Origin of the sequence: Gracilibacillus dipsosauri, assembly GCF_003176895.1 — a bacterium.
GTDB lineage: Bacteria > Bacillota > Bacilli > Bacillales > Amphibacillaceae > Gracilibacillus > Gracilibacillus dipsosauri.
The window spans coordinates 260413-282630 of the sequence record NZ_QGTD01000013.1 but is presented as its reverse complement, the minus strand read 5'-3'; the positions used below and the strand labels follow the sequence as shown (position 1 = coordinate 282630).

Annotated in this window: 22 protein-coding genes; 14 read left to right on the top strand and 8 right to left on the bottom strand. The window is 36.8% G+C overall.

The genetic code is table 11. The features are described from left to right. Positions 1-83: 83 nt before the first annotated feature. A complete protein-coding gene (yhfH, locus tag DLJ74_RS15070) occupies positions 84-212 on the bottom strand; it encodes a protein YhfH (RefSeq protein WP_109985083.1) in 129 nt (42 codons plus the stop codon). A 160-nt stretch (positions 213-372) separates the two neighbouring features. Between yhfH and lplA the strand changes: the two genes are divergently transcribed. From lplA to DLJ74_RS15055, 3 genes are all read left to right on the top strand, one after another. Further along, positions 373-1368, top strand: a complete 996-nt coding sequence (gene lplA / locus DLJ74_RS15065; protein WP_109985082.1) for a lipoate--protein ligase — start codon at positions 373-375, stop codon at positions 1366-1368. 106 nt (positions 1369-1474) lie between these two features. After that, complete coding sequence (locus tag DLJ74_RS15060) at positions 1475-2638, top strand: M48 family metalloprotease (protein ID WP_054860530.1); 1164 nt, start codon at positions 1475-1477, stop codon at positions 2636-2638. Between the two features lie 33 nt (positions 2639-2671). Then, complete coding sequence (locus DLJ74_RS15055) at positions 2672-3607, top strand: hypothetical protein (protein WP_054860531.1); 936 nt, start codon at positions 2672-2674, stop codon at positions 3605-3607. A 36-nt stretch (positions 3608-3643) separates the two neighbouring features. Here the strand turns inward: DLJ74_RS15055 and DLJ74_RS15050 are convergent, their stop codons facing one another. After that, positions 3644-4102, bottom strand: coding sequence for a DUF3939 domain-containing protein (locus DLJ74_RS15050; RefSeq protein ID WP_054860532.1), 459 nt, complete (start codon positions 4100-4102; stop codon positions 3644-3646). A 203-nt stretch (positions 4103-4305) separates the two neighbouring features. Between DLJ74_RS15050 and DLJ74_RS15045 the strand changes: the two genes are divergently transcribed. The 7 genes from DLJ74_RS15045 to addA all read left to right on the top strand — a co-directional run bounded on the left by DLJ74_RS15045 (position 4306) and on the right by addA (position 16018). Then, positions 4306-4860, top strand: coding sequence for a competence protein ComK (locus DLJ74_RS15045; protein ID WP_054860533.1), 555 nt, complete (start codon positions 4306-4308; stop codon positions 4858-4860). A 228-nt stretch (positions 4861-5088) separates the two neighbouring features. Continuing rightward, the gene (locus tag DLJ74_RS15040; protein WP_109985081.1) at positions 5089-6417 is read left to right on the top strand and encodes a S8 family peptidase; all 1329 of its coding nucleotides are present in this window, start codon (positions 5089-5091) and stop codon (positions 6415-6417) included. Between the two features lie 109 nt (positions 6418-6526). Continuing rightward, a complete protein-coding gene (locus DLJ74_RS15035; protein WP_109985080.1) occupies positions 6527-6967 on the top strand; it encodes a cell wall hydrolase in 441 nt (146 codons plus the stop codon). Between the two features lie 411 nt (positions 6968-7378). Next, entirely contained in the window at positions 7379-8038 is a 660-nt protein-coding gene (locus DLJ74_RS15030; RefSeq protein WP_054860535.1) for a TVP38/TMEM64 family protein, read from the top strand. Positions 8039-8101: 63 nt separating this feature from the next. Beyond that, entirely contained in the window at positions 8102-8650 is a 549-nt protein-coding gene (gene lepB, locus DLJ74_RS15025) for a signal peptidase I (protein ID WP_109985079.1), read from the top strand. 178 nt (positions 8651-8828) lie between these two features. Continuing rightward, the gene (gene addB, locus DLJ74_RS15020) at positions 8829-12302 is read left to right on the top strand and encodes a helicase-exonuclease AddAB subunit AddB (RefSeq protein WP_109985078.1); all 3474 of its coding nucleotides are present in this window, start codon (positions 8829-8831) and stop codon (positions 12300-12302) included. After that, positions 12302-16018 carry a helicase-exonuclease AddAB subunit AddA gene (addA, locus tag DLJ74_RS15015; RefSeq protein ID WP_109985077.1) on the top strand — a complete coding sequence of 1239 codons (3717 nt, stop codon included), beginning with the start codon at positions 12302-12304 and terminating at the stop codon, positions 16016-16018. The genes addB and addA overlap by 1 nt, the downstream gene beginning before the upstream one ends. A gap of 21 nt (positions 16019-16039) precedes the next feature. Here the strand turns inward: addA and DLJ74_RS15010 are convergent, their stop codons facing one another. Genes DLJ74_RS15010 through DLJ74_RS14985 form a run of 6 tightly spaced genes read right to left on the bottom strand, consistent with a single transcriptional unit; the run spans position 16040 to position 17843 of the window. Then, positions 16040-16258, bottom strand: coding sequence for a spore germination protein (locus DLJ74_RS15010; RefSeq protein ID WP_054788824.1), 219 nt, complete (start codon positions 16256-16258; stop codon positions 16040-16042). Between the two features lie 22 nt (positions 16259-16280). After that, positions 16281-16646, bottom strand: coding sequence for a spore germination protein GerPE (locus DLJ74_RS15005; protein ID WP_181397591.1), 366 nt, complete (start codon positions 16644-16646; stop codon positions 16281-16283). Further along, a complete protein-coding gene (locus DLJ74_RS15000; RefSeq protein WP_054788822.1) occupies positions 16624-16830 on the bottom strand; it encodes a hypothetical protein in 207 nt (68 codons plus the stop codon). Before DLJ74_RS15000 ends, DLJ74_RS15005 begins: the two co-directional genes overlap by 23 nt. A gap of 6 nt (positions 16831-16836) precedes the next feature. Further along, entirely contained in the window at positions 16837-17364 is a 528-nt protein-coding gene (gene gerPC, locus DLJ74_RS14995; protein ID WP_109985075.1) for a spore germination protein GerPC, read from the bottom strand. A 41-nt stretch (positions 17365-17405) separates the two neighbouring features. Further along, entirely contained in the window at positions 17406-17609 is a 204-nt protein-coding gene (locus tag DLJ74_RS14990; RefSeq protein WP_054788820.1) for a spore germination protein GerPB, read from the bottom strand. Between the two features lie 15 nt (positions 17610-17624). Further along, on the bottom strand, positions 17625-17843 hold the full coding sequence (locus DLJ74_RS14985) for a spore germination protein (RefSeq protein WP_054788819.1): 219 nt from the start codon (positions 17841-17843) through the stop codon (positions 17625-17627). 197 nt (positions 17844-18040) lie between these two features. Here DLJ74_RS14985 and DLJ74_RS14980 point away from each other — a divergent pair, with 197 nt between their 5' ends. From DLJ74_RS14980 to DLJ74_RS14965, 4 genes are all read left to right on the top strand, one after another. Then, positions 18041-19222 carry a DUF418 domain-containing protein gene (locus DLJ74_RS14980; RefSeq protein WP_109985074.1) on the top strand — a complete coding sequence of 394 codons (1182 nt, stop codon included), beginning with the start codon at positions 18041-18043 and terminating at the stop codon, positions 19220-19222. A 119-nt stretch (positions 19223-19341) separates the two neighbouring features. Beyond that, positions 19342-19722, top strand: a complete 381-nt coding sequence (locus DLJ74_RS14975; protein WP_054860540.1) for a YisL family protein — start codon at positions 19342-19344, stop codon at positions 19720-19722. Between the two features lie 172 nt (positions 19723-19894). Continuing rightward, on the top strand, positions 19895-21739 hold the full coding sequence (gene asnB, locus DLJ74_RS14970) for an asparagine synthase (glutamine-hydrolyzing) (RefSeq protein WP_109985073.1): 1845 nt from the start codon (positions 19895-19897) through the stop codon (positions 21737-21739). Between the two features lie 31 nt (positions 21740-21770). Then, positions 21771-22217 carry a hypothetical protein gene (locus DLJ74_RS14965; protein WP_054788818.1) on the top strand — a complete coding sequence of 149 codons (447 nt, stop codon included), beginning with the start codon at positions 21771-21773 and terminating at the stop codon, positions 22215-22217. Position 22218: the final 1 nt, after the last annotated feature.

Here is a 22218-nt window from a genome sequence, read left to right as displayed (position 1 = left end):
TTGGATGGGAATGTTCGTCATCCTTATTCAGCAGGATAAGAAGGATGAAAGGAACGAAAGATATAGGGTAAAAGACGTATAGGTTAAATGGCGGGATGATTGCAGCTGTCACAAATGTTATGATAACAATCTGCTTGTTCTACAATATCATTTCCGCACTTTACACACTTTTTTCTAGGGATATTACGAAAGAATTCTAAGATGTTTATCATAGAGAAATCCCTCCAAAAATCGTGTCGTACATTTATTGTATTATAACAAAATCAAAAAATCAATACTTTGTATTAGTACAATTTCAAAAAATTGTTTTATCCTCTTTCTTCTTTTATACTTAGGTAGAAAAGCTTAGATAAAAAGGGGTGTCACTATCAAATGAAATTTATTGATAATAAAGGAATTACAGATCCACACATTAATTTAGCTATTGAAGAATATATATTAAAACAGTTCGGAGAGAAGGATACCTATTTGCTGTTCTACATAAATGAACCTTCGATCATTATTGGTAAAAATCAGAATACAATTGAAGAGATCAATACAGACTATGTAGAGGAAAAAGGTATTCACGTTGTCCGTCGTCTTTCTGGTGGCGGTGCAGTCTACCATGATCAAGGAAATCTGAATTTTAGCTTTATTACAAAAGATGATGGTAACAGTTTTCATAACTTTGCAAAATTCACAGAACCCGTTGTGGATGCATTGAAGGCACTGGGGGTTCCTGCCGAATTAAGTGGACGTAATGACTTAGTTGCAGAGGGGCGCAAGATCTCAGGAAATGCCCAATTTACAACACGTGGTCGAATGTTTAGTCATGGAACATTAATGTATGATTCTGAAATTGAACATGTGGTAAGATCACTCAATGTAAAAACAGAGAAGATAATCTCTAAAGGAATAAAATCCATCAGAAGTCGTGTAGCAAATATTTCAGAATTTATGGAAAGTAAGCTATCAATGGATGCATTAAAGGAGCATATACTTTGTCATGTCTTTCATGTTGATAAGCTAGAAGAGGTACCACGTTATGAATTAACAGAAGAAGACTGGGAAAATATTCATCAATTATCGAAAGAACGCTATCAGCAATGGGAATGGAATTATGGAAAATCACCGAAATTTAACATCCAGCATTCACACAAATTCCCAGCTGGTTTAGTTGACGTACGCTTGGATGTGCATAAAGGAATGATTGAGGATTGCAAAATTTATGGTGACTTTTTCGGTGTTGGAGATGTTAGTGAATTAGAGGACAAGCTAAAAGGGGTACGATATGATCGTCAAGCAATGGATGATGCACTAGAAGATATCGAAGTATCTCATTACTTAGGTAAAATTTCGAAAGAAGAGCTTTTAGGATTAATTTATTAATGGCATCTAGTTAGCGATTGATGGAAGCATACAAGAGGCTGTGCCATTCTTGGCTACAGCCTTTTTACATTAGGTAAGCGTAAGAGGATAGGAAAGGAGGAAGTAGATGAAGAAGCTAATCATTACTTATGGCTTGTATGTATCCGTACTGTTTGTTTATTTCTTTTTTTATTATCCACTAGAGTCCTTCGGTAATTCTCGCTATGGTGCTCTCTCACATGCCTTTTACTTTTCCATGCTACCATTACAGCTTCTTGTACCTGTTTTACTTTTGAAAAGAAAAGCTTCCTACCAATGGATGGAGCGTTATTCATTGCTTCTCCGAACATTTTTCCTTGCTGCAGTGATTATGCTCATCGATTTTCTCATTCATCTCCCTTTTCGTGTGCTCTGGTATATGATTTCTAGAAATGAGGGCACACGAACACAGTTGTTCTGGCCATGGCTCTTAGAACGTCTCATTAGCTCATTCATCACTTTACTTGTGCTTGTTATTATTTTTTATATCGCTTCAATAATCATGAAGCAATGGCCAAAAATATGGGGGTTTATGCTTTGGTTATGGTTGATTCCAGCGGTTATTTTCATGGTGTTTATTCAACCAGTGTTGATTGATCCATTATTTGATGATTTTTCTCCTTTAGAACAAGGTAATTTACGCAATGAAATAGTAGAGCTAACGGGAAATGCGGGATTAAATGATGTCGACTTATTAGTTGTTCATAAAAGTGAGAAGGTATCCACCTACAATGCTTATGTTACGGGTATTTTTGATAATGCTAGAATTGTGATCTGGGATACGATGCTCAAAGGAATGGAAAGTGCTGAAATATTATTTATTATGGCACATGAAATTGCCCACTACTTGTATAACCATGTTTACATTGGTACGGGCTTGTACTTATTACTCGGATTAGTTTTATTATTGTTCCTGCAAAAATTTAGCACTCGTTGGACTAAACAACAACAAACACCGAGCTTAACAGTGCTGTTGAAATTATTTTTGACTGTCAATATAGTACTTATTATTACAGAGCCGTTATCCCTGTTTATTTCACGTCATATGGAGCAAGCAGCAGACCAATATGCAATAGAACATACAGAAGATTTAAATCCAGCCTTAGCAAGCTATTATCAATTAGCAGAGCAATCAAAGACAGATATATCTCCTGCTACTTGGATAAAATTACTTCGCTCGTCCCATCCATCAATAGCAGACCGAATCGTTCGAATAGAGCAAGAAATGATTAAACGTGAAACCAATCCATGATTTCATTCGTATAATGAATAGAGGTGATGAAAGATGGACGTATATGATCAAAAACTAGTAGAAGAACAAGAAAAGAAACGGAAGGTAATGCGCCTTCAAAGGGAAAAGAAGAAATTGACAGAAGAATTAAATCAATTAACCAATCGACAAGAGGATCTCTATCACAAGCTACAAGAGGAAAAAGTAGATGTTGAGAAGCTAGAAGGATTTAGTGTAGCGAATTTATTTTATACATTATCAGGTAAAAAACTTGAAAAATTAGATAAAGAAAAACAGGAGCTAGCAATCGCCCAGCTTCAATATGAAGAGGCCAAGGAAGCGGTTAATGACTTGAAAGAGGATTTGGAGGTCATTAATCAACAAATTCGTGAATTAGGTGATCCTGACACTCGATTTCATCAACTGTTAAAGGAAAAATACGAGCAATTATTAAATACAAATGATCCAAAGGGAAAAGAAGCCCTTCAATTATTAGAACATCTAGGTACATTAAAAGACGAGAAAAAAGAAATAGCGGAAGCGATTCAAGCTGGTGACCAAGTGAAGTCCGCACTAAATAATGCTAGCATATCCTTAGATAAAGCCAAAAATTGGGGAACTGCGGATATGTTTGGTGGCGGTTTTATCTCCACTTCTCTAAAGCATAGCCACATAGATGATGCTAGACGTTCTAGTCACAATGCCCAGCGTTTATTAAGGAAATTTTCTCACGAATTAGCAGATATCGGTGAATCTTTTCAAGCAGATATAAATATCTCAGGTGGACTCACCTTTGCTGATTATTTCTTAGATGGTTTAGTAATGGATTGGTTCGTACAGGATAAAATTAATCAATCTGCTAATGAAGTAAATAGTATGCGGGAAAAGGTATCACAAACAGTGACACAGTTAAAGAAACTTGAAAAAGATATTGTACATACTATTACACATGCAGAGAGCGAGTGGGAGAATTTAATCTTTCAGGCATAAGCATTCGTTCCATATAGTTCAAAAGCCCAGTACAAATTACTGAGGCTTTTTTGTAGTGACTAAATATTCTTGGTCTGTTATGAAAAAATCAATTTCTGGTCGTTCCTGTATGAGATTCAATTGCTCAAGCTTGAAGAAGCTAACCTTTCGATACGGATCATGATCAATAATTGGTAACGATTTCTTTTGTGCAATATATTGATCTACTGCTCGTTGGACTTGATCCAATGCAACGGCAATATGTCGTTCTTCTTCTTCAAATAAATCATATGTTTCCTTCGACATGTAAAATGTTTTTTTCGGTATCGCCTTAAGGTATGGAAGAAGAAGCGTGTGATCAACCGACAAGTCATCTTTAATCAGAACTTGTAAAGGGATGTTTTTCGGTAGCTCTAGACTATATTCTTGGATGGCTTTTTTCATTTGAGCATAAGATATTTCTTTTACAGGGTGCTTATCTTCTGGCTTCTTTTTAAGTAGTATCTTTCTCCACATATTTCTCACCACACTTGATTCAAATTTTTGAAAACATCCTTAATGAGTGAATAATTGCTACATAGATTTTATCACATTTTGATCGATTTCATGGAAAATTTAATAGTCTAAGTAAATTTACCTAATTTTTCTATCATATTTTATCAAATATTGGTACATTATAGGTGGTTTTAAACCAAACCACACAAAAGGAGGAATTAATGATGGAAACATTACAAGAGAGACTTACGGAAATTAGTCCAAGTACATTAGCCGTTATCGGTGAGAGAGAGGAGGGAGACTATTTAACTAAGGTTATGGAATATGACGAAGAGGATGATTATGAAACAACTCATAGTGCTCAGAAAGTTATGGATATTACCTGTAGAGAATTCGGTATAAGTTTAAGAGGGTTAATTGAAGGTTCACGAATGCTCACAGGTATTACACATAAGCCACCCATTGCCATAGATCGAATGAGTGGCATGTATTTTTTTCCTGTCGAATCTCCATTAAGGAAATCCTGTTCATGGATTGCTCACTCTCATGTTCAACAAGCAGAAAAGCTTGAACGAAATCGCTCCAAAATCATCTTTAAAAACAACCGCACCATCACCTTAGATATTTCCTATGCAACGATCATTAATCAAATTTACCGTACTGCTCAATACCGATACTTACTAGGGAACAAAATGGAGGATGTCCTTCAATTATCTCACTATGTTGCTGAATCTGGATGGAAACGAAAAGAGCCAGGTATTAAAAATAGACATATGTGAAAGAAGGAGTCGTTATCATCTAGGTAGCGACTCTTTCTGCACACACTTTAAAGAGAATTTATAGCAAGGATGAAACTCGATGGGGTCGTTAGAGGATGAGCAGATGTGAGTGGTACGTTCAATCCTATTTTGTTCATTTGCCTTTTTTGAAAGATTTATAGACAATCATAAATGCCAAACCCTCTATGCTCTCATAGCTTGTAAAAAAGGTAGAAATGAGGGGATAATTTGTTTGGCTATTCCATGATTCAGACAGTACGAAACTATGCGAGTAAATTAGATCGTCCTCTGCGCAATGAGTTAGTTAATCTCTATAAGCCTCTAAAATTTACACCGTGCTTTTTACACCGAGTATTAGAGAATAGGTTAAAACAGAAGAAGAAAATATCTGTCATTGTACAGTTTCATCAAGAGGCTTATGAGTCTGGTTGTCATCAAATAGAGGGAATTATCAATAGTCATAGAAAAAATAAGTTATACCAATATTATTCTAGAATTTCTTGTTGCTCAGCTGATATGACTCCAGACAGTTTGGAGATATTGCTAACTAATTGTAAACATGTGAAGAAGGTTTATAAAAATAGAGAGGTTCATGCATTACTAGACGTCGCAGTGGAATCAGCTAATGCAAAGCAAGTGGTTCGCAATAATACCATGTTAACTGGTAAAGGGACAAAGATAGCGATACTAGATACTGGAATCTACCCACATCAAGACTTATCAGGGAGAATTACTGATTTTGTAGATTTTATTAATTATCGTTCCGAACCTTATGATGATAATGGCCATGGAACACATTGTGCTGGGGATGCAGCAGGAGATGGATCTCTTTCATCCGAGAAATATATGGGGCCCGCTCCAGCAGCCAGTGTAGCGGGAGTAAAAGTTTTAAATGACACGGGAGCGGGCTCTTTAGATACCATTATGCAAGGTGTAGAGTGGTGCATTCAATATAATGAAAGCAATTCCGATAGTCCAATAGACATTATTAGTATGTCTCTAGGAACCGAACCGTATGATTATGGGGAAGAGGATCAGGATCCTCTCGTACAAATTGTTGAAGAAGCATGGAGCAGTGGGATTATTGTTTGCGCAGCAGCTGGCAACAGTGGTCCAGATCCACAGAGTATTTCAAGTCCTGGCCTCAGTGATCTTGTTATAACTGTTGGAGCCTTAAATGATCGTGATACTCGAGATACACGAAGTGATGATGAGGTAGCTAGCTTTTCAAGCAGAGGTCCAACCATTTATGGGCAAGAAAAGCCAGATATTTTGGCACCAGGTGTTGACATTATATCATTGCGTTCACCAAATTCTTATATAGACAGATTGCAAAAATACAATCGCGTCGATGGGGATTACTTTGTCATGTCAGGTACATCGATGGCAACCCCTATTTGTGCTGGAATTGTGAGCTTGATCAAAGAGCAAAATCCTCAATTAACGCCAGATGAAATAAAAGAATTACTGAAAAACGGTACCGATTTATGGGAAGACCGTGACCATAATATATATGGAGCAGGTTATATTAATGCTGAAAACTCGATACCAAAGTAATGGACTGGTTAATCAAGCAGAATAGGGCAACCTTTCAATTTTGACTCAGTTGATACAATCTACATTTTTGCAAGGCTTTCCTCATACAATCATGTAGAGGTGATAAAAGATGCCAAGAGTTAAATATACCGATAGTGATGTTGCTTTGATGGCAAGGATGATGAGGGCTGAAGCCGAAGGTGAAGGTGCTTTAGGAATGCTTATGGTCGGTAATGTTATTGTAAATCGCTTAAAAGCCGGTTGCTTAGATTTCCAAGGCTTAACATCTATACCAGATGTTATTTATCAAGTACAGGGAGGAAATTACTCGTTCGAAGCGGTACAAAAAGGAAATGTTTTTTACAACAGAGCAAGGAGTAAAGAAAAAAGACTAGCCAAACAAACATTAGATTATTGGCGTCAACATCCTTCTAAGTTTGCACTATGGTATTTTAATCCATATGATGTATGTCCACCTACTTGGTATGGCCAACCTTTTACCGGCCAATTTAAACAACATTGTTACTATGAACCGGAAGCTAATACGTGTGAAGGTGTCTATAGATGGTGAAAATCTCCACAGCTGTGGAGGTTTTTTTCTTTTATATGAAGTAAAATGAGAAATAGTAAGTATCATGGTAATAGAATAAATGTTAATTTGAGCTAATCAAGATTAGGAGCTATATCTTGGCAATAATGCTAATACCACGAGAGAAAACAGAGGTAAAGAATTATATCTAGGCAATAATACCAATACCACGAGAAAGAACCGAGATAAAAGCAATAGAACAAATAAAATAAAAATTAGTGAGATACCCCCGATATAAATTATAGAGAAGGAAGTATATAGATAATGGTGCTTAATTAAAAACACACTAACATTTTCTGTTAGGAAAATCAGTTAAAAAGTATTAAAATAAGGATAAATATGATTCCAGCAAACTTTTTTCCAAAGATTTGTTAAAGAGGGGTTCATTTATTTATGTTTACATATAATATAAGTAATATTGACAATATTAATATAGAAGAAATCAAACAATTAATTGAAGCAAATGATTTTGACCGACTTGTTTCCTTCCTGCTTAGAAGCTATGAAAGCCTAGGACCAATTCCAGGCTTTTTACTTCCATTTTTGGAGGCATTTTTGCCATTTTTACCTTTAGTTGTTTTTGTCATGACGAATGCTGCAGCGTACGGACTGTTAGAGGGATTTCTCCTTTCATGGAGTGGGGCAAGTATGGGGGCTATCGTAGTTTTTATGATCGTCCGAAGATTTAAGGATATACGTTTATTGAAATGGATTCGAAAAAATAAACAAGTCAAGAAAGTCATGAATTGGTTAGAAAAGCATGGATTTGGTCCATTGTTTTTATTACTATGCTTTCCGTTTTCGCCTTCGGCCATTATTAATTTGGTTGCAGCATTGTCGGGGATTAGTCTTTATCAATTTGCATTAGCGGTTTTGTTAGGGAAATCGGTAATGATTTTCACTGTATCCTATATTGGAGATAGTATCGTTTCCTTTGCGCAAAATCCGGTAAAGACTATTTTAGTAGCCATAGGGATTGCAATTATTTGGATATTTGGAAAGTATTTAGAGAAACGATTACAAAAACGTGCAGAACGAAAAAATTGGAAATAAAAAGGATTAAAGTTGATGGAATGGGGGTAAATTAGTAATATTAATCCCTTTGGAGGGAATATTATGAAACAAAAAAGAATATGGCCGATTGTTAGAGTTGTGTTATTTGCACTTTTACTTGCTTTTTTCTTTCGCTCCTATTTATTTGCAAGTTATGTGGTAAATGGCAAGTCAATGGAACCTACTTTACATGATGGGAATCTATTAATGGTGAATAAAATGATATATGACTTAAAAGAAATAGAACGGTTTGATGTCATCGTCTTTCATGCGAATAAAGAAGAGGATTATGTTAAACGTGTAATTGGGATACCAGGTGATCACATTGCCTATCGGGACGATACGCTTTATTTAAATGGAAATCCAGTAGAAGAACCATATTTAGAACCATTCCGTGAAAGTGAAGAACGACCATTAACGGACGAGTTTACCTTAGAGGAGTTAACAGGTGAAAGTAAAGTTCCACCAAATATGCTGTTTGTATTAGGGGATAATCGCACCAAAAGCTTTGATAGTAGAGAAATAGGCTTTATAGATCAAAGTTCAGTCGTTGGTAAAGTAGATGTCCTTTATTGGCCGATGTCAGATCTTAATTTTCAATTTATCCAATAAAGTGAGAGATATTACGGACCGTTAGCACGATAATAAATCAAAAAGTAGAAGGCACAAGCTTACTTGGCCCTCTACTTTTTTCTTTGTTCCAAAGAATACAGCCGAGATTTTTCCACTAAACAAAAGAACATTAGTTTGGTATAATGAGTAAAAGAGAGGACAGAGAGTAGGTGCTTGAATGTTACGTTTTATTGTAGGTAGCTCTACTGTAAATAAAAGTGAACAATGTTTAATGGAGATAAAAAATAAGCTTCAGCAAAACCCTCAGGGATCGCCAATTATTTATTTAGTTCCAGACCAAATGACGTTCCAACAAGAATATGCCTTACTAAACGATCCAGAGCTAAATGGATCCATACGTGCCCAAATCTATAGTTTTTCAAGATTAGCTTGGAGGGTTATGCAACAAACAGGAGGGGCAACAAAGAAATTTATTACTTCCACAGGGATTCAAATGATGTTACGTAAAATAATCGAACAAAGAACATCAGATTGGAAGGTTTTTCAAAAGGCAGTAGAAAAACAAGGCTTTATCGAACAGTTAGAAGAAATGATGATAGAATTTAAACGTTACTGTATTACGCCAGAGCAAGTCACCGCACAATTGATGGAAATGGATCGCTTTAAGCATCAATCAATGGGGGAACATGCCTTAAGAAATAAGCTGGATGACTTATATTATGTTTATCATCATTTAGTCAAGGAACTAGAAGGAAATTATATTGATAGTGAGGATCAGCTCCAGCTCTTAACGAAGAAGCTAGTGGAATCCAACTTCCTAGAAGAAACCGAAGTGTACATTGATGGATTCCATCGATTTACTCCACAGGAATTGCTTGTTATAGAAGCAATGCTTCAAAAGGCACAAAATGTGACGATAACCTTAACTATGGATCAAGCAGATGAGATTATTGCAGAGCCATTAGATCTTTTTTACCAAACGAAAGAAACATTCTTACAATTGGAGCAACTAGCACAGAAGCATAGTATTAAAATAGAAAAGGAAACACTCAGTAAACAAACAAAAGAAAACACTGCCTTTATTCATTTAGATCAACATTTTGATAGTAGACCCGCAGTACCATATGAAAAAAAAGCACCAATTAGAATGGCAGAGGCAGTCCACCCAAGGGCAGAGGTAGAAGGTGTAGCACAGGAAATTATTAAACTTGTGCGTGATGAAAACTATAGATATCGAGATATCGCGATATTGCTTCGTGAGCCTGATGTTTATCATGACTTAATTACGACGGTTTTTGATGATTATCAGATTCCCATTTTTGTGGATGAGAAACGAACCATGCTTCACCATCCCTTAATTGAATGCTTACGATCACTATTAGATCTCATCGAAGGAGATTGGCGTTATGACGCTGTTTTCCGTGTATTAAAGACAGGTCTAATTCCAGAAGGAAAAGAGCAACCAAGATTAGATCAAGAAGCGATTGATGAGCTCGAAAACTATGTCTTAGAGTACGGAATTAGAGGGAAAAATAGATGGACAAACGATCAGCCTTGGGTTTTTCAGCGCTTTAAAGGCTTTGATGAATCAGCACAAACAGATAGAGAAATGGCTATCCAAGAAAGAATCAATGCATACCGAATGCAAGTAGTGGACGCACTAGCACCGATAGATCAAGCGATAAAAGAAGCGAAAACTATTGAGCAAAAAGCGATTGTACTTTATCAATGGCTTGAGGAAATGCAAATTCCAAAGCATTTAGAAAAAATTCGTGAACAATATGATGAAGAAGGTCTTGTGGAAAAAGGACGTGAGCAAGATCAAGTATGGGATGCGGTTATTCAATTGCTTGAGGAAATTACGGAAATAGCAGGCGAGGAAGAAACGGATTTGAAGCTATTTCGAAGTATCTTGGAATCCGGGTTTGAATCACTACAATTCTCTCATGTTCCACCAAGTCTTGATCATGTCGTCGTTGGATCCATTGACCGTTCAAGAATGCAAGGGGTAAAATGTGCACTTTTACTTGGAGTGAATGAAGGTACATGGCCAATGAAGCAGAGTAGTGATGGAATTATTACGGAGGAAGAACGTGCTTTGTTGCAGGATAATGGTTTTCAACTAGCAGAAGGAAGTAAACGGCAATTATTGGATGATTGGTTTTACGTTTATCTTGCGTTTACACTGCCTGAAGATTATCTCTGGATTAGTTATCCTATAAGTAATAGTGAAGGAAAAGCAAAGGTGGCTTCTTCTTTAATTAAAAGAATGGAGGAGCTTTTCCCACAACAATGGGATAAAATCCTACTTCAAGATCCTGAAGAGATGACAGATGCTAGAAGATTTGTTACGACACCAAGAAAAACAAGAGGTGCTCTAACCTCCCAATTGGCAAGACAGCTACGCGGCTATCCCATTGATCCAATATGGCAGAATGTGCTGAACTGGTATATAGAAAATATAGAGGACAAGCTCACGAATCAGCGAGTTTTGCGAGGGCTATTCTATCAAAACAAACCAACTAATCTTTCCTCTACTACGGTTGAGAAAATGTATCCAGAAAAAATAAAGGCGAGTGTCTCTAGATTAGAGATGTTCTACCGTTGTTCCTACCAACATTTTGCTAGATATGGTTTAGGATTAGAAGAGAGACAAACCTATAAGCTTGATGCTCCAGATATAGGTCAACTCTTTCATGAAGCTTTAAAACAAATAACCGAATGGATCCAAAAGGATGGATTGAGGTTTGCAGATATTCATGAACAAGAGGCGAGAAATTATGCGAACAAAGCGATCAGTTATTTAGCACCAGTATTGCAGCATCAAATCCTACACAGTTCGAAACGTTATCAATATATACAAAGGAAGCTGGAAGGTATTGTCGCTAGGGCCACCTTTATCCTTAGTGAACAATCAAGACTAACGAACTTTTCTCCTGTTGGTTTAGAAGTTGGATTTGGATATCCAAACCAGTTGGATCCTCTAGAAATTCCATTAACAGATGAGCGAAAGCTTTTACTAAGAGGAAGAATTGACCGAATTGATCAAGCGACAGACGAAGAGCAGCTCTACCTTCGAATTATTGATTATAAGTCAAGTGCCAAAGGGTTGAATTTAGCAGAGGTTTATTATGGATTAGCTTTACAGATGATTACTTATTTGAATGTTGTCTTACTGAATGCGGAAAAATGGTTAGGTCAAAAAGCAACTCCTGGTGGTGTATTATATTTTCATGTGCATAATCCCATGCTTTCGCTATCTGAAAGCTTAGCGGATGAGAAAATTAATGCAGAGCTTTTTAAGCAATTTAAAATGAAAGGTTTACTACTAGATCAAGAGAATGTTGTGAAAATGATGGATACCTCACTGGAGTCTGGTAGAAGTAATGTTATTCCAGCAGGATTTAGTAAGTCAGGTAAATTCTATAAAGGATCAAAAGTGGCGGAAGAAGAAGTATTTCAAGATTTGCAAGCCTACATAAGGCAATTAATGAAAAACGCAGGTTTATCGATGATAGAAGGAAACTTGGAGTTAAATCCTTTCCAAAAGCAAGATCAAACAGCTTGTACATTTTGTTCCTTTCGATCAGTTTGTCAGTTTGACTCAACATTGCCCGAAAATAATTATCGTAGACTGCAGGATTTACAAGACGAAGAAGTAACAGAGGCAATTAAGCGAGGTGAGTTGTAATGCCACAATGGACAAAGGAACAAGAAGAGGCAATTTATCAATCTGGAAGCAACATTCTCGTTGCTGCAGCAGCTGGTTCAGGTAAAACAGCAGTCCTAGTAGAACGAATTATTCAAAAACTATTAAACAAAGAAACTCCTGTTGATATTGATCAGTTACTCGTGGTAACTTTTACAAACGCAGCTGCTCAAGAGATGCGTAACAGAATCGGTGAAGCTTTAGAAGAAGCATTAGCAGCAGATCCGGGATCGAATCATTTGAAGAAGCAAATATCCTTGCTACAGCATGCCTCGATTTCTACTTTACACTCATTCTGTATGGAGCTTGTACGTAAATACGCTTATCGTTTAGATATCGACCCGAGTTTTCGAATTGCAGATGAGGTTGAGGCAGATATGATTCGCCAAGATGTATTAGAGCAGCTTTTTGAAGAGTGGTATGGATTAGAAGAGGACGCGGAACAGGAGGCATTTTTCCAAGTTGTCGATCGTTTCTCCAATGATCGGAATGATTTGGAAATTGAAGGTTTAATCTTGACTTTATATGAATTTTCGATTCAACACCCTAATCCTGATTTATGGTTAGAGCAGCTTGCAGAAACCTATGCTGTAGAAGAAACAACAGATGAGTCTACGTTAACCTGGCTAACCATTTTGAAGAAAGAGGTTGCACGTCAATTAGAAGTAATGGAGATGCAAATCACCCAGGCATTAGAGTTAACGAAAGAGGCAGATGGACCATATCACTACGCAGAAGCTCTAGATTCGGACAAAGAGATGATACAGCAGGCAAAAGGAGCTATTGCACTATCATGGCAAGAAGCACGAGCAGTTTTTACTAATGGAAAATTCAAAGCATTATCTAGAAAAAAGGTGGAATGTAGTGAGGATAAAAAGGATCAGGTCAAAGCTTTTCGAGATGATCTAAAAAAAAGGTGGAATAAGGTTGCCTCTGATTGGTTTAGTCGAGATTTATCTTTCCACCTTGCTGATATGAAGGAGCTTTATCCAATAATTAATCATTTAACTAAAATGATTAAGGACTTTCGTTTCCACTACCAAGAAGCCAAAAAAGAAAAAGGACTCGTCGATTTCAGTGATTTGGAGCATTTTGCCTTAGATGTATTATTAGAAGACAAGTCCGATAAGCTTCCTTCTTCAATTGCTCTAGAGCTAAGAAAAAAATACCGTGAAATTATGGTGGATGAATATCAGGATACAAATATTGTTCAGGAAACGATTCTTACAAGTATTGCAGATCAAGACAATGGCAATATGTTTATGGTAGGGGATGTGAAGCAAAGTATTTACCGATTTCGCCATGCTGAGCCATCACTTTTTATTGACAAATATACTCGATTTTCTGAGGAAGAAGATCCAGGCTATCGAATTGATCTAGCGCGCAACTTCAGAAGTCGAAAAGAGGTATTAGTTGCCGCAAACTATGTGTTTAGGCAATTATTTGATCAAGAGGTAGGAGATTTAGAGTATGATCAAGATGCAGAGCTCATTTATGGAAATAAGAGTTATGACGACATACCACTTGCTCAGCCTGACACAGAGATCATCATTATTGATCAAGAATCGAATGAAGCAGAAAGAGAAGCCCTAGATATGGAGTTAGAGGATAGGGAAGACCTGGAAAAAGCACAGCTTGAAGCAAGAGCGTATGCTAAAAAAATACAATCTTTTATTGGACATGATGACCGACCTCCACTTCAAGTTATGGATAAAAAAACATCTATGCCTAGAAAAGTTGAGTACCGAGATATTGTTATTTTACTACGCTCGATGACATGGGCTCCGACCATTATGGAGGAATTCAAAAAACAAGGAATTCCAGTCTATGCTGAACTATCTACCGGCTATTTGGCTGCAATCGAAATTCAAGTAATGATGAGTTTATTAAAGATAGTCGATAACCCAAGACAGGATATTCCTTTAGCAGCAGTGCTGAAATCACCAATTGTTGGATTAGATGAAAACGAGCTAGCAGAGATTCGTTTGACTAAGAAAAACAGTACCTATTATGAAGCGACTAAAGCATATTTGGCTAAAACAGCTGGTGGGCAAACAGAAGGCAAGCTTGATGGCTTTATGACAAACTTAGAAAAATGGCGTAAAGAAGCAAGACAGGGGGCGCTATCTGCTTTAATTTGGCAAATTTATCAGGAAACAGGTTATTATGACTTTGTTGGTGGCATCCCTGGTGGTAGACAACGTCAAGCAAATCTAAGAGCACTATACGACAGGGCAAAGAGCTATGAATCGACTTCCTTTCGAGGACTTTTCCGTTTTCTCCGCTTTATTGAACGAATGGAGGATAGAGGAGAGGATCTTGGTGCAGCAAAGGCATTAGGTGAACAGGAAGATGTAGTGAGAATTATGACTATTCATAAAAGCAAAGGACTAGAATTTCCAGTCGTAATCGTTGGTGCGATGAATAAGCAGTTCAATCAACAGGATTTAAAAGAAAAGTACTTGCTCCATAAAGAGCTTGGCTTTGCAACGAAATATATTGATCCATTAAAAAGAATCATGTATCCAACCTTGCACTATCATGCCTTAAAGAAGGAAATGCAACGAGAAATGCTGGCAGAAGAAATGCGTGTATTGTATGTTGCCTTAACAAGAGCAAGAGAGAAGCTGGTCATGGTTGGTACCGTTCCGTCCCTAGATAAGAAGAAGAGAAAATGGGAAATGATGCTCCATCATAATGATTGGGTACTTCCACATTATTATCGATTAGAGGCATTATCCTATTTTGATTGGATAGGAGCAGTCTTGACAAGACATCAACATGGCGAGATCTTAAGAAATGAATCCACTGTTACCCATATTCCTGAGTCGATCCTGTATGATTCGTCTAAATGGAGTATCGCTCGAGTCCACAGTAGCCATTATCAAAATATGGAAGAAACAAATAAAGAAACTATAAAAGCGTTAGAAGAGGCAATATTTGAATGGAAGCCTATAGAGACAGGGGATGAATTGGAGCGAGAGATAGTCGACAACTATTTGAACTATCAATATCCATACCTAAATGCTACTTCCTTTCGGGCTAAACAGTCGGTAACCGAATTAAAGCGACAACAAGAGGTAAGAGATATGTACAGTGATTCTGCTATTATCGATCCGTTCCGTGCACCTATTAATCGCAGACCACGTTTTATGCAGCGTCAAAAGGAATGGACGCGTGCAGAAATTGGAACAGCCATGCACACTGTTATGCAACATATCCCTCTAAATAGAGAGTGGAACATAGATACACTTGAAGAGTTTATTGTACAATTAGAAGAGAAAGAAATATTGACAAGAGAAGAAACAGAGGTCATTGACACACAATCCATCCTTGCCTTTTTTAAAAGCCAGCTCGGGGAGCTTGCCCTTTATGCGAAACGTATAGAGAGAGAAGTTCCGTTTAGTTTAACACTACCCGCGAATGACATATATCCAGACTGGTCAGAAGCAGAAGAGCGCATCTTCCTTCAAGGTGTGATTGATTGTTTAATAAAAACAGAAGAGGGATGGATTATGTTGGATTATAAGACTGATAGAATCGAAGAAACAGTCGATGACCATGTTAGGGATAAGCTAAAAGAAAAATATAATATTCAGCTTGAATTATATGCTAGAGCGTTAGAAAATATATGGCATGAACCCATTTATCGAAAATATTTGTACTTCTTTGATAAGGAATTGATTATAGAAATATAATGCGTAAGGGAGATCTCTCTCTTACGCATTTGCATTCATCACTTGATCTACAGCATCAGGATCAATCGCATTGGTAATATTAAATCCAGTGTTTGTATTATGCAGATCACCTGTATTAATGGATCCTGAGCCAGATGCAGATTTGGAGGCACTCTTAGGTGATAGGTAAAAGGTGTCTCCAAAATTAACTACTCCACCGTCAACACTTGTAATTTTAATCGGGCCTACAATGGATGGCATGTAGGTTCACACCCCTTCTTTTTTAATCTTTCAAAATTCGAATATGCTTAATTCTTGATCTTGAAAAAGTTTGATTTACTTGCCCTAGCTGTAAAATGGCAGAGGAAGAGATACCGTTGACACGAATATTAGGAACATGAATGGATGAACAGTGATGAGAATGAGCTTGGGTCATTGGTGTTTTTTCCAGGAAAGGGAGTTCTGTTTGGAATATGGGGTATTTTTCTAGTTCAAATCCTTTATCTGAAGAAATTCCTCCTTCTCTTTGAACAGCTAATACATCTGTCTTAGGCTGGAGTGTATGGATATCTCCAATATTGAATACCGAACTATAAGATGAATTGATTACCTTTATTGCTTTAACTTTAGTCACCCGCTGATTGGACATTCGTTGCTCCTTGTACCGGTGCTGGAATATTAGCTCCAACAATATAAGATTCAGGTGGTGTATCAAATAAAGAAGAAAGCTGAATCTCATTCGTATCTCCAACGATAAATAAAGAAGAGCTAGATATACCAAGGATTGATACATTTCCGACTTCTAAATTCCAATTATGGACATCAAATTGCATAAGTCTCTACTCCTTTTTCGTTTGTTGATCAAACCACTTTTTTAAACCTCTCATTAGTTCATCTTTAACTTGACTGTATACATATTGTGTGGAGGCTGGGTTTTGTTGTTGTTCATAAAAGGAAATACGTTGTGGTAATTGTTTTTTGACATCTTCCAATAATAGCTGACGATAATCCTCTTCTAAAGGATACTGGTGTTCTCTCTCTAATTGCTCGATATAGCTTGGTAAATCTTGATCTATATACTGATATAAATTTTGATGAACAGGTGATGGGTTAGCTTGTTTTATTGGCAATGACAGATCATCTGCTTGCTTTAGTTCTTCTGGGGTTACTCCAATATGCAAGGTACCGTCTAATCGTTCGATTTTCAGCTGATCAAAATGATATTCTAATTTCTCAATCGTTGTTTTTTGGTTTGTTTGGCCTTCTAATTGCTGGAGACGATTCGTTAAGGAGGTCACTTCATTTTGTAGATAATGGATCTGTTGCTCAAGCTGTTGAATGTAGAAATACATTTGCTGATACTCCATTTTCGATCACTCCTTAAGACTAGACTAGGTTTTTTTAAAGCTTAAGGTGGTGCTAATGGTACTAAAGGCGCGCTCAATCCTTGTGGTTCAGCAGGCTCCGCTTTTTCTTCATAACCACCTGTATTATATAGCTGAGATAGTGCTTGTATTTGACCAGTGCTTCCAATTTGTAATACTGATGAATTAGTTACACTGCCCACCTTTAGAAGATGTATATAAATGGATTGATGTACTGTTAACTGCATAGAATCACTCACTTATTACAAAGCATTTATATTTTGATCAAATTGATCCTCATCGACAAGACTTGTGTAGGCATTTTCAAGATGTACTTGGATGCCATCCCCCGTATTAAAGGATCCACCACCTGCAAAGGTTTTAACTTGGCTATATGGTTGGACTCGATAGACATCCCCAATATGAAAGATGCCCGATGAACCAATACTTACCACTTTTACAGCACCTACGATGGCTGGCATATACAATCTCCTAACATTTAAAGTTATCCATGATTAGTTTATGAAAAAGTAAAGAGTTTGTGAAAATGACATTAAAACTAGTCTCTGCAAAGGTTATAGGATAAAATAAACACAGTATGTTATTTTTTAGAGTATAAGAAAACTAACGCTTCCACTAAAGCACAAGCGAATGTGAGTTTTCTAAGGGGGATGTAATCATGAATCAATTAAAACCAGTTCAAGAAAAACTAAGATTACCTTGGATAGATGCAGCGAGAGGTTTTGCAATTTTTGGCATATTTATCGTCAATCTTCCATCGTTTCATGGTCCTTACTTTTTATATGGAAATGGTACGAATTACTGGGGAAATGAAGAATCTGGTATCCTTTCGATGATTATTGATATCTTTTTTCAAGCTAGCTTTTATTCTTTATTTTCCTTCCTATTTGGTTTTGGGATTCAAATGATGTTAGAAAATCTGCATTCTAAAGGAATTCAAGCTACCCATACGCTGTCACGTAGATTAACCATGTTATTAGTATTTGGAGTTATCCATGCTTTTCTTATATGGCACGGGGATATATTAATTAGCTATAGCATTATCGGTTTTCTTCTGCTTTTCTTTCTAAATAGAACAAATACAACGTTAATCATCTGGAGTGTCTCCTTGTTACTTGCACCAGTAGTACTATTTACTGGATTATTATATTTAGCAAGTCAGTTTACTTTAGATATAACAAACCAGGCTGCAATTGAGGCATCCTACCAACATTACGGATCAGGCTCGATACTTGATATCCTCCAGCAAAACCTTGCAGATTGGCTTTTTGCCAATAATGTTTATTCATTTATTTTGATTGCATGTAATCTCTTACCGATATTCTTACTTGGTACACTGTTTGCACGTAAGAAGTGGTTACATCAAGTGGACGTCCATTTACCGATATTGAAGCGAATTTGGCTAATTTCGTTGTCGTTATTTTTTATTTTTAAAGCAGGACCCCATTTTATAGGAAATCCTTTATGGCTTTCGATGCTACAGGATACTGTTGGTGGAGTGAGCTCGGCCATCTTTTATATCATCACGATCACCTTACTATATCGAATGATTCCTTCATTGTTCAGAGGATTGGAATACGTGGGAAAAATGGCGTTATCCAATTATATTTTGCAATCACTTGTAGGGGTACTATTATTTTATTCGATCGGTTTTGGTTTGTACGGGGAATTGAGTCCACTACAAACAATACTAATAGCATTTTTTGTATTTCCTATTCAAATAATACTCAGTTGGCTCTGGCTGAAACGTTATAAGAGAGGACCACTCGAGTGGGTATGGCGGAGCTGGACATATCGAAAAAAACTTACAAATAAAAGAAAGCAAGAGCTTGCTAGCTAAGGATTGTATGACAATTGAGTGAAGTGTAGGCTCGGAAATGAAAAATTTAAGATTACATGGTATGATACTCTTATCTAGTGAGTTTATTAAAAACTTTGAAATGATTGGGGGAAGGAAGATTGACACATTTACATATCACAGCATGGGTGTTGGCACTAATTTTATTAGTGATTTCGTACTCCATGTATAAAAAAGGGAATAACAAGGTAGGCAAAATAATACACATGATTGTTCGCTTGGATTACTTATTAATCTTATATTCAGGTGGATCATTGTTCGCGGATTATGCAACAGCAGGATTGCCTGAATTTCCACTATTAGGCGAGCTAATTGTGAAGCTAATTGCAGGGTTATGGGTGATTTCTTCAATTGAGATGATTTTAGTCAAAGCCTCAAAGCAAAAGCCAGCGAAAAGCTTCTGGATACAATTCGTGATTGCGTTTATTATTGTTTTAGTATTAGGTTTTTTCCGCTTACCAAATGGTTTTTATTTTGGATAATAGAATGTAGCCCCTGCTTCTTGCTGAAGCAGGGTTTTTTCCTATCCTCGTTATTGTCCCACCTATTATTCTCCACACACCTTTCTATATAGAGAAATTTTTCAATCATTTTCCCTTTAAGTAAGCATAAATTAATAAAAGCGAGGCAGTGAAGAAAGGTGTGAGACGAAGTATGTGTGGCATTGTAGGGTGGATAGACTTTAGTCGTAACGTGCATAAGGAGCACCATAAGCTTGAAAAAATGGTTGAAGCAGTAGCGCATAGAGGTCCCGATGAAACGGGTTATTGGTATGAAACACATATAGGCTTTGGTCACCAACGGTTAATTGTCGTTGATCCAGAAGGCGGAAAACAGCCAATGAAAGAAATGGTGGATAAAAATCGATATGTGCTCATTTATAATGGCGAGCTTTATAATACAGAAGATTTAAGAAAGGAATTGTTAAAAGCTGGCTGGACCTTTCATTCTCATTCTGATACGGAAGTTTTGCTAAAGAGCTATATAGAATGGGGAGAATCTCATGTAGAGAAGCTAAATGGTATATTTGCTTTTGCAATATGGGATTCAGCAAAGGAACAATTATTTCTAGCAAGAGATAGAGTAGGCGTGAAACCATTATTCTTTAAAAAACACGAACATGGACTTTTATTCGGATCTGAGATAAAAGCTATTTTAGCAAATAATGAAGTCAAAGCGGTTATCGATCAACAAGGATTAGCAGAGTTATTTGCTGTAGGGCCCTCCAGAACTCCTGGGAATGGCGTGTTTCATCAAATTGAAGAATTGCGAGCAGGACATGTTGGAATATTTGATAAAAATGGCTGGAGAACAGCTAGATATTGGAATGTTGTTAGTGAGAAACATACAGAGTCAGTGGAGGAAACAGCACAAAGAGTGAAGGAATTACTAGAGGACGCAGTCGAAAGACAGCTTGTTTCCGATGTGCCGCTTGGAACATTTTTATCAGGAGGAGTTGACTCTAGTGCAATAAGTGCGATTGCAGCCAATTATTTAGCAAGTCAAAATCAAAGCCTGCGAACGTTTTCTATTGATTATATCGGTAATGATCACTATTTTCAGAGTAGTGATTTTCAGCCAAATCAAGATAAAACCTATATCGGGAAAATGGTTCATGCATTAAATACGAAGCATAGCAATTATGAAATGGATAATCAAACACTTGCTACACTGTTAAAAGATGCCGTGAAATATCGAGATCTGCCTGGAATGACAGATGTGGATTCTTCTTTATTATGGTTTTGTGAACAAACAAAAAAACAAGTGACGGTAGCATTATCCGGTGAATGTGCAGATGAAATCTTTGGAGGATATCCATGGTTTTATCGAAAAGAAGATTTAGAGCGAAAAGGCTTTCCATGGATTCGATCTTCAGAGGTAAGACAGCAGCTACTTAGAAACGAATTACAATCGAAGCTTTCTTTAGAAGAATATGCACTCAATAGATATAAAGAAACCATAGATGAAACCCCCTTACTAGATGGAGAGGATAAGGAAGAGACAGAACGTAGACAAATGTTTTACCTGAATATGCAATGGTTTATGCCGACATTATTAGACAGAAAAGATCGAATGAGTATGGGAGCGAGCTTTGAGGCAAGGGTTCCATTTAGTGATCATAGACTAATTGAATATGTTTGGAATATTCCCTGGGAAATAAAGACCATAGGTAATCGGGAAAAAGGAATTTTGAGAAAATCTTTAGAGGGAATTTTGCCTAAGGATATTCTCTACCGTAAGAAAAGTCCCTATCCTAAAACACATCATCCGGCATATACACAAGCTGTTGTCGAATGGATGCATACAATATTAGAGGATAAAGATGCGCGCTTGTTTGAAATATTAGATAAATCTGAGGTCAAACAATTAGTCGAGCAAAAAGCGACAAATATTCAAGTACCATGGTTTGGTCAATTAATGACAGGCCCACAGTTATTAGCCCATTTAGGTCAAATGGATTTTTGGTTAAGAGAATACAATATTGAATTAAGGCTATAAGATAGATTGGTAAAGGGAAGTAGTGACAAATATGCGAAAAAGCTGGATCATTATCTTTATTGTTTTTCTACTTCAACCATTCCTCCAAATAAAAGGAGTAAATCTCGATTATCCTTTTATTGTAATGGATGGAAGGATATATCGGGTGGTGGTTGAGGAAGAGGTAAGTACAGATTTAATTGGGAAATCAGTCGGTCGAGTGTCCGCTTTGATTGACGAATCGGATTCAATAAAGGGCAATGCCTCTAATTTTTATCCAGTTGGTACAAAATATCATATCATTTACGACACGGATCCGAGAAAGGTATTAGCAGTCGCAGATGATGGAAAATTTAAAAAGGCGATTTATCAAATGGATATCCCTTTTCACTGGAGTACACTAGTATATAATTTTATTCCATTTTTATTTTTAGGTTGTTTAATTGTATTACACGTTAGGAAAGAAAAATATCGAAAGCAAGTAAGAAGAGAGCGTTGAT

What these genes read in the sequence shown, in the direction of transcription:
- DLJ74_RS14980 (WP_109985074.1), top strand. Translation starts at nt 18,041, where the DNA reads ATGAATCAATTAAAACCAGTTCAAGAAAAACTAAGATTACCTTGGATA.
- DLJ74_RS15060 (WP_054860530.1), top strand. Translation starts at nt 1,475, where the DNA reads ATGAAGAAGCTAATCATTACTTATGGCTTGTATGTATCCGTACTGTTT.
- lepB (WP_109985079.1), top strand. Translation starts at nt 8,102, where the DNA reads ATGAAACAAAAAAGAATATGGCCGATTGTTAGAGTTGTGTTATTTGCA.
- lplA (WP_109985082.1), top strand. Translation starts at nt 373, where the DNA reads ATGAAATTTATTGATAATAAAGGAATTACAGATCCACACATTAATTTA.
- DLJ74_RS15030 (WP_054860535.1), top strand. Translation starts at nt 7,379, where the DNA reads ATGTTTACATATAATATAAGTAATATTGACAATATTAATATAGAAGAA.
- DLJ74_RS15045 (WP_054860533.1), top strand. Translation starts at nt 4,306, where the DNA reads ATGGAAACATTACAAGAGAGACTTACGGAAATTAGTCCAAGTACATTA.
- asnB (WP_109985073.1), top strand. Translation starts at nt 19,895, where the DNA reads ATGTGTGGCATTGTAGGGTGGATAGACTTTAGTCGTAACGTGCATAAG.
- addA (WP_109985077.1), top strand. Translation starts at nt 12,302, where the DNA reads ATGCCACAATGGACAAAGGAACAAGAAGAGGCAATTTATCAATCTGGA.
- DLJ74_RS15010 (WP_054788824.1), bottom strand. Translation starts at nt 16,258, where the DNA reads ATGCCATCCATTGTAGGCCCGATTAAAATTACAAGTGTTGACGGTGGA.
- DLJ74_RS15005 (WP_181397591.1), bottom strand. Translation starts at nt 16,646, where the DNA reads ATGTCCAATCAGCGGGTGACTAAAGTTAAAGCAATAAAGGTAATCAAT.
- addB (WP_109985078.1), top strand. Translation starts at nt 8,829, where the DNA reads ATGTTACGTTTTATTGTAGGTAGCTCTACTGTAAATAAAAGTGAACAA.
- DLJ74_RS15055 (WP_054860531.1), top strand. Translation starts at nt 2,672, where the DNA reads ATGGACGTATATGATCAAAAACTAGTAGAAGAACAAGAAAAGAAACGG.
- DLJ74_RS14990 (WP_054788820.1), bottom strand. Translation starts at nt 17,609, where the DNA reads ATGCAGTTAACAGTACATCAATCCATTTATATACATCTTCTAAAGGTG.
- DLJ74_RS14965 (WP_054788818.1), top strand. Translation starts at nt 21,771, where the DNA reads ATGCGAAAAAGCTGGATCATTATCTTTATTGTTTTTCTACTTCAACCA.
- DLJ74_RS15050 (WP_054860532.1), bottom strand. Translation starts at nt 4,102, where the DNA reads ATGTGGAGAAAGATACTACTTAAAAAGAAGCCAGAAGATAAGCACCCT.
- yhfH (WP_109985083.1), bottom strand. Translation starts at nt 212, where the DNA reads ATGATAAACATCTTAGAATTCTTTCGTAATATCCCTAGAAAAAAGTGT.
- DLJ74_RS14985 (WP_054788819.1), bottom strand. Translation starts at nt 17,843, where the DNA reads ATGCCAGCCATCGTAGGTGCTGTAAAAGTGGTAAGTATTGGTTCATCG.
- DLJ74_RS15000 (WP_054788822.1), bottom strand. Translation starts at nt 16,830, where the DNA reads ATGCAATTTGATGTCCATAATTGGAATTTAGAAGTCGGAAATGTATCA.
- DLJ74_RS15035 (WP_109985080.1), top strand. Translation starts at nt 6,527, where the DNA reads ATGCCAAGAGTTAAATATACCGATAGTGATGTTGCTTTGATGGCAAGG.
- gerPC (WP_109985075.1), bottom strand. Translation starts at nt 17,364, where the DNA reads ATGGAGTATCAGCAAATGTATTTCTACATTCAACAGCTTGAGCAACAG.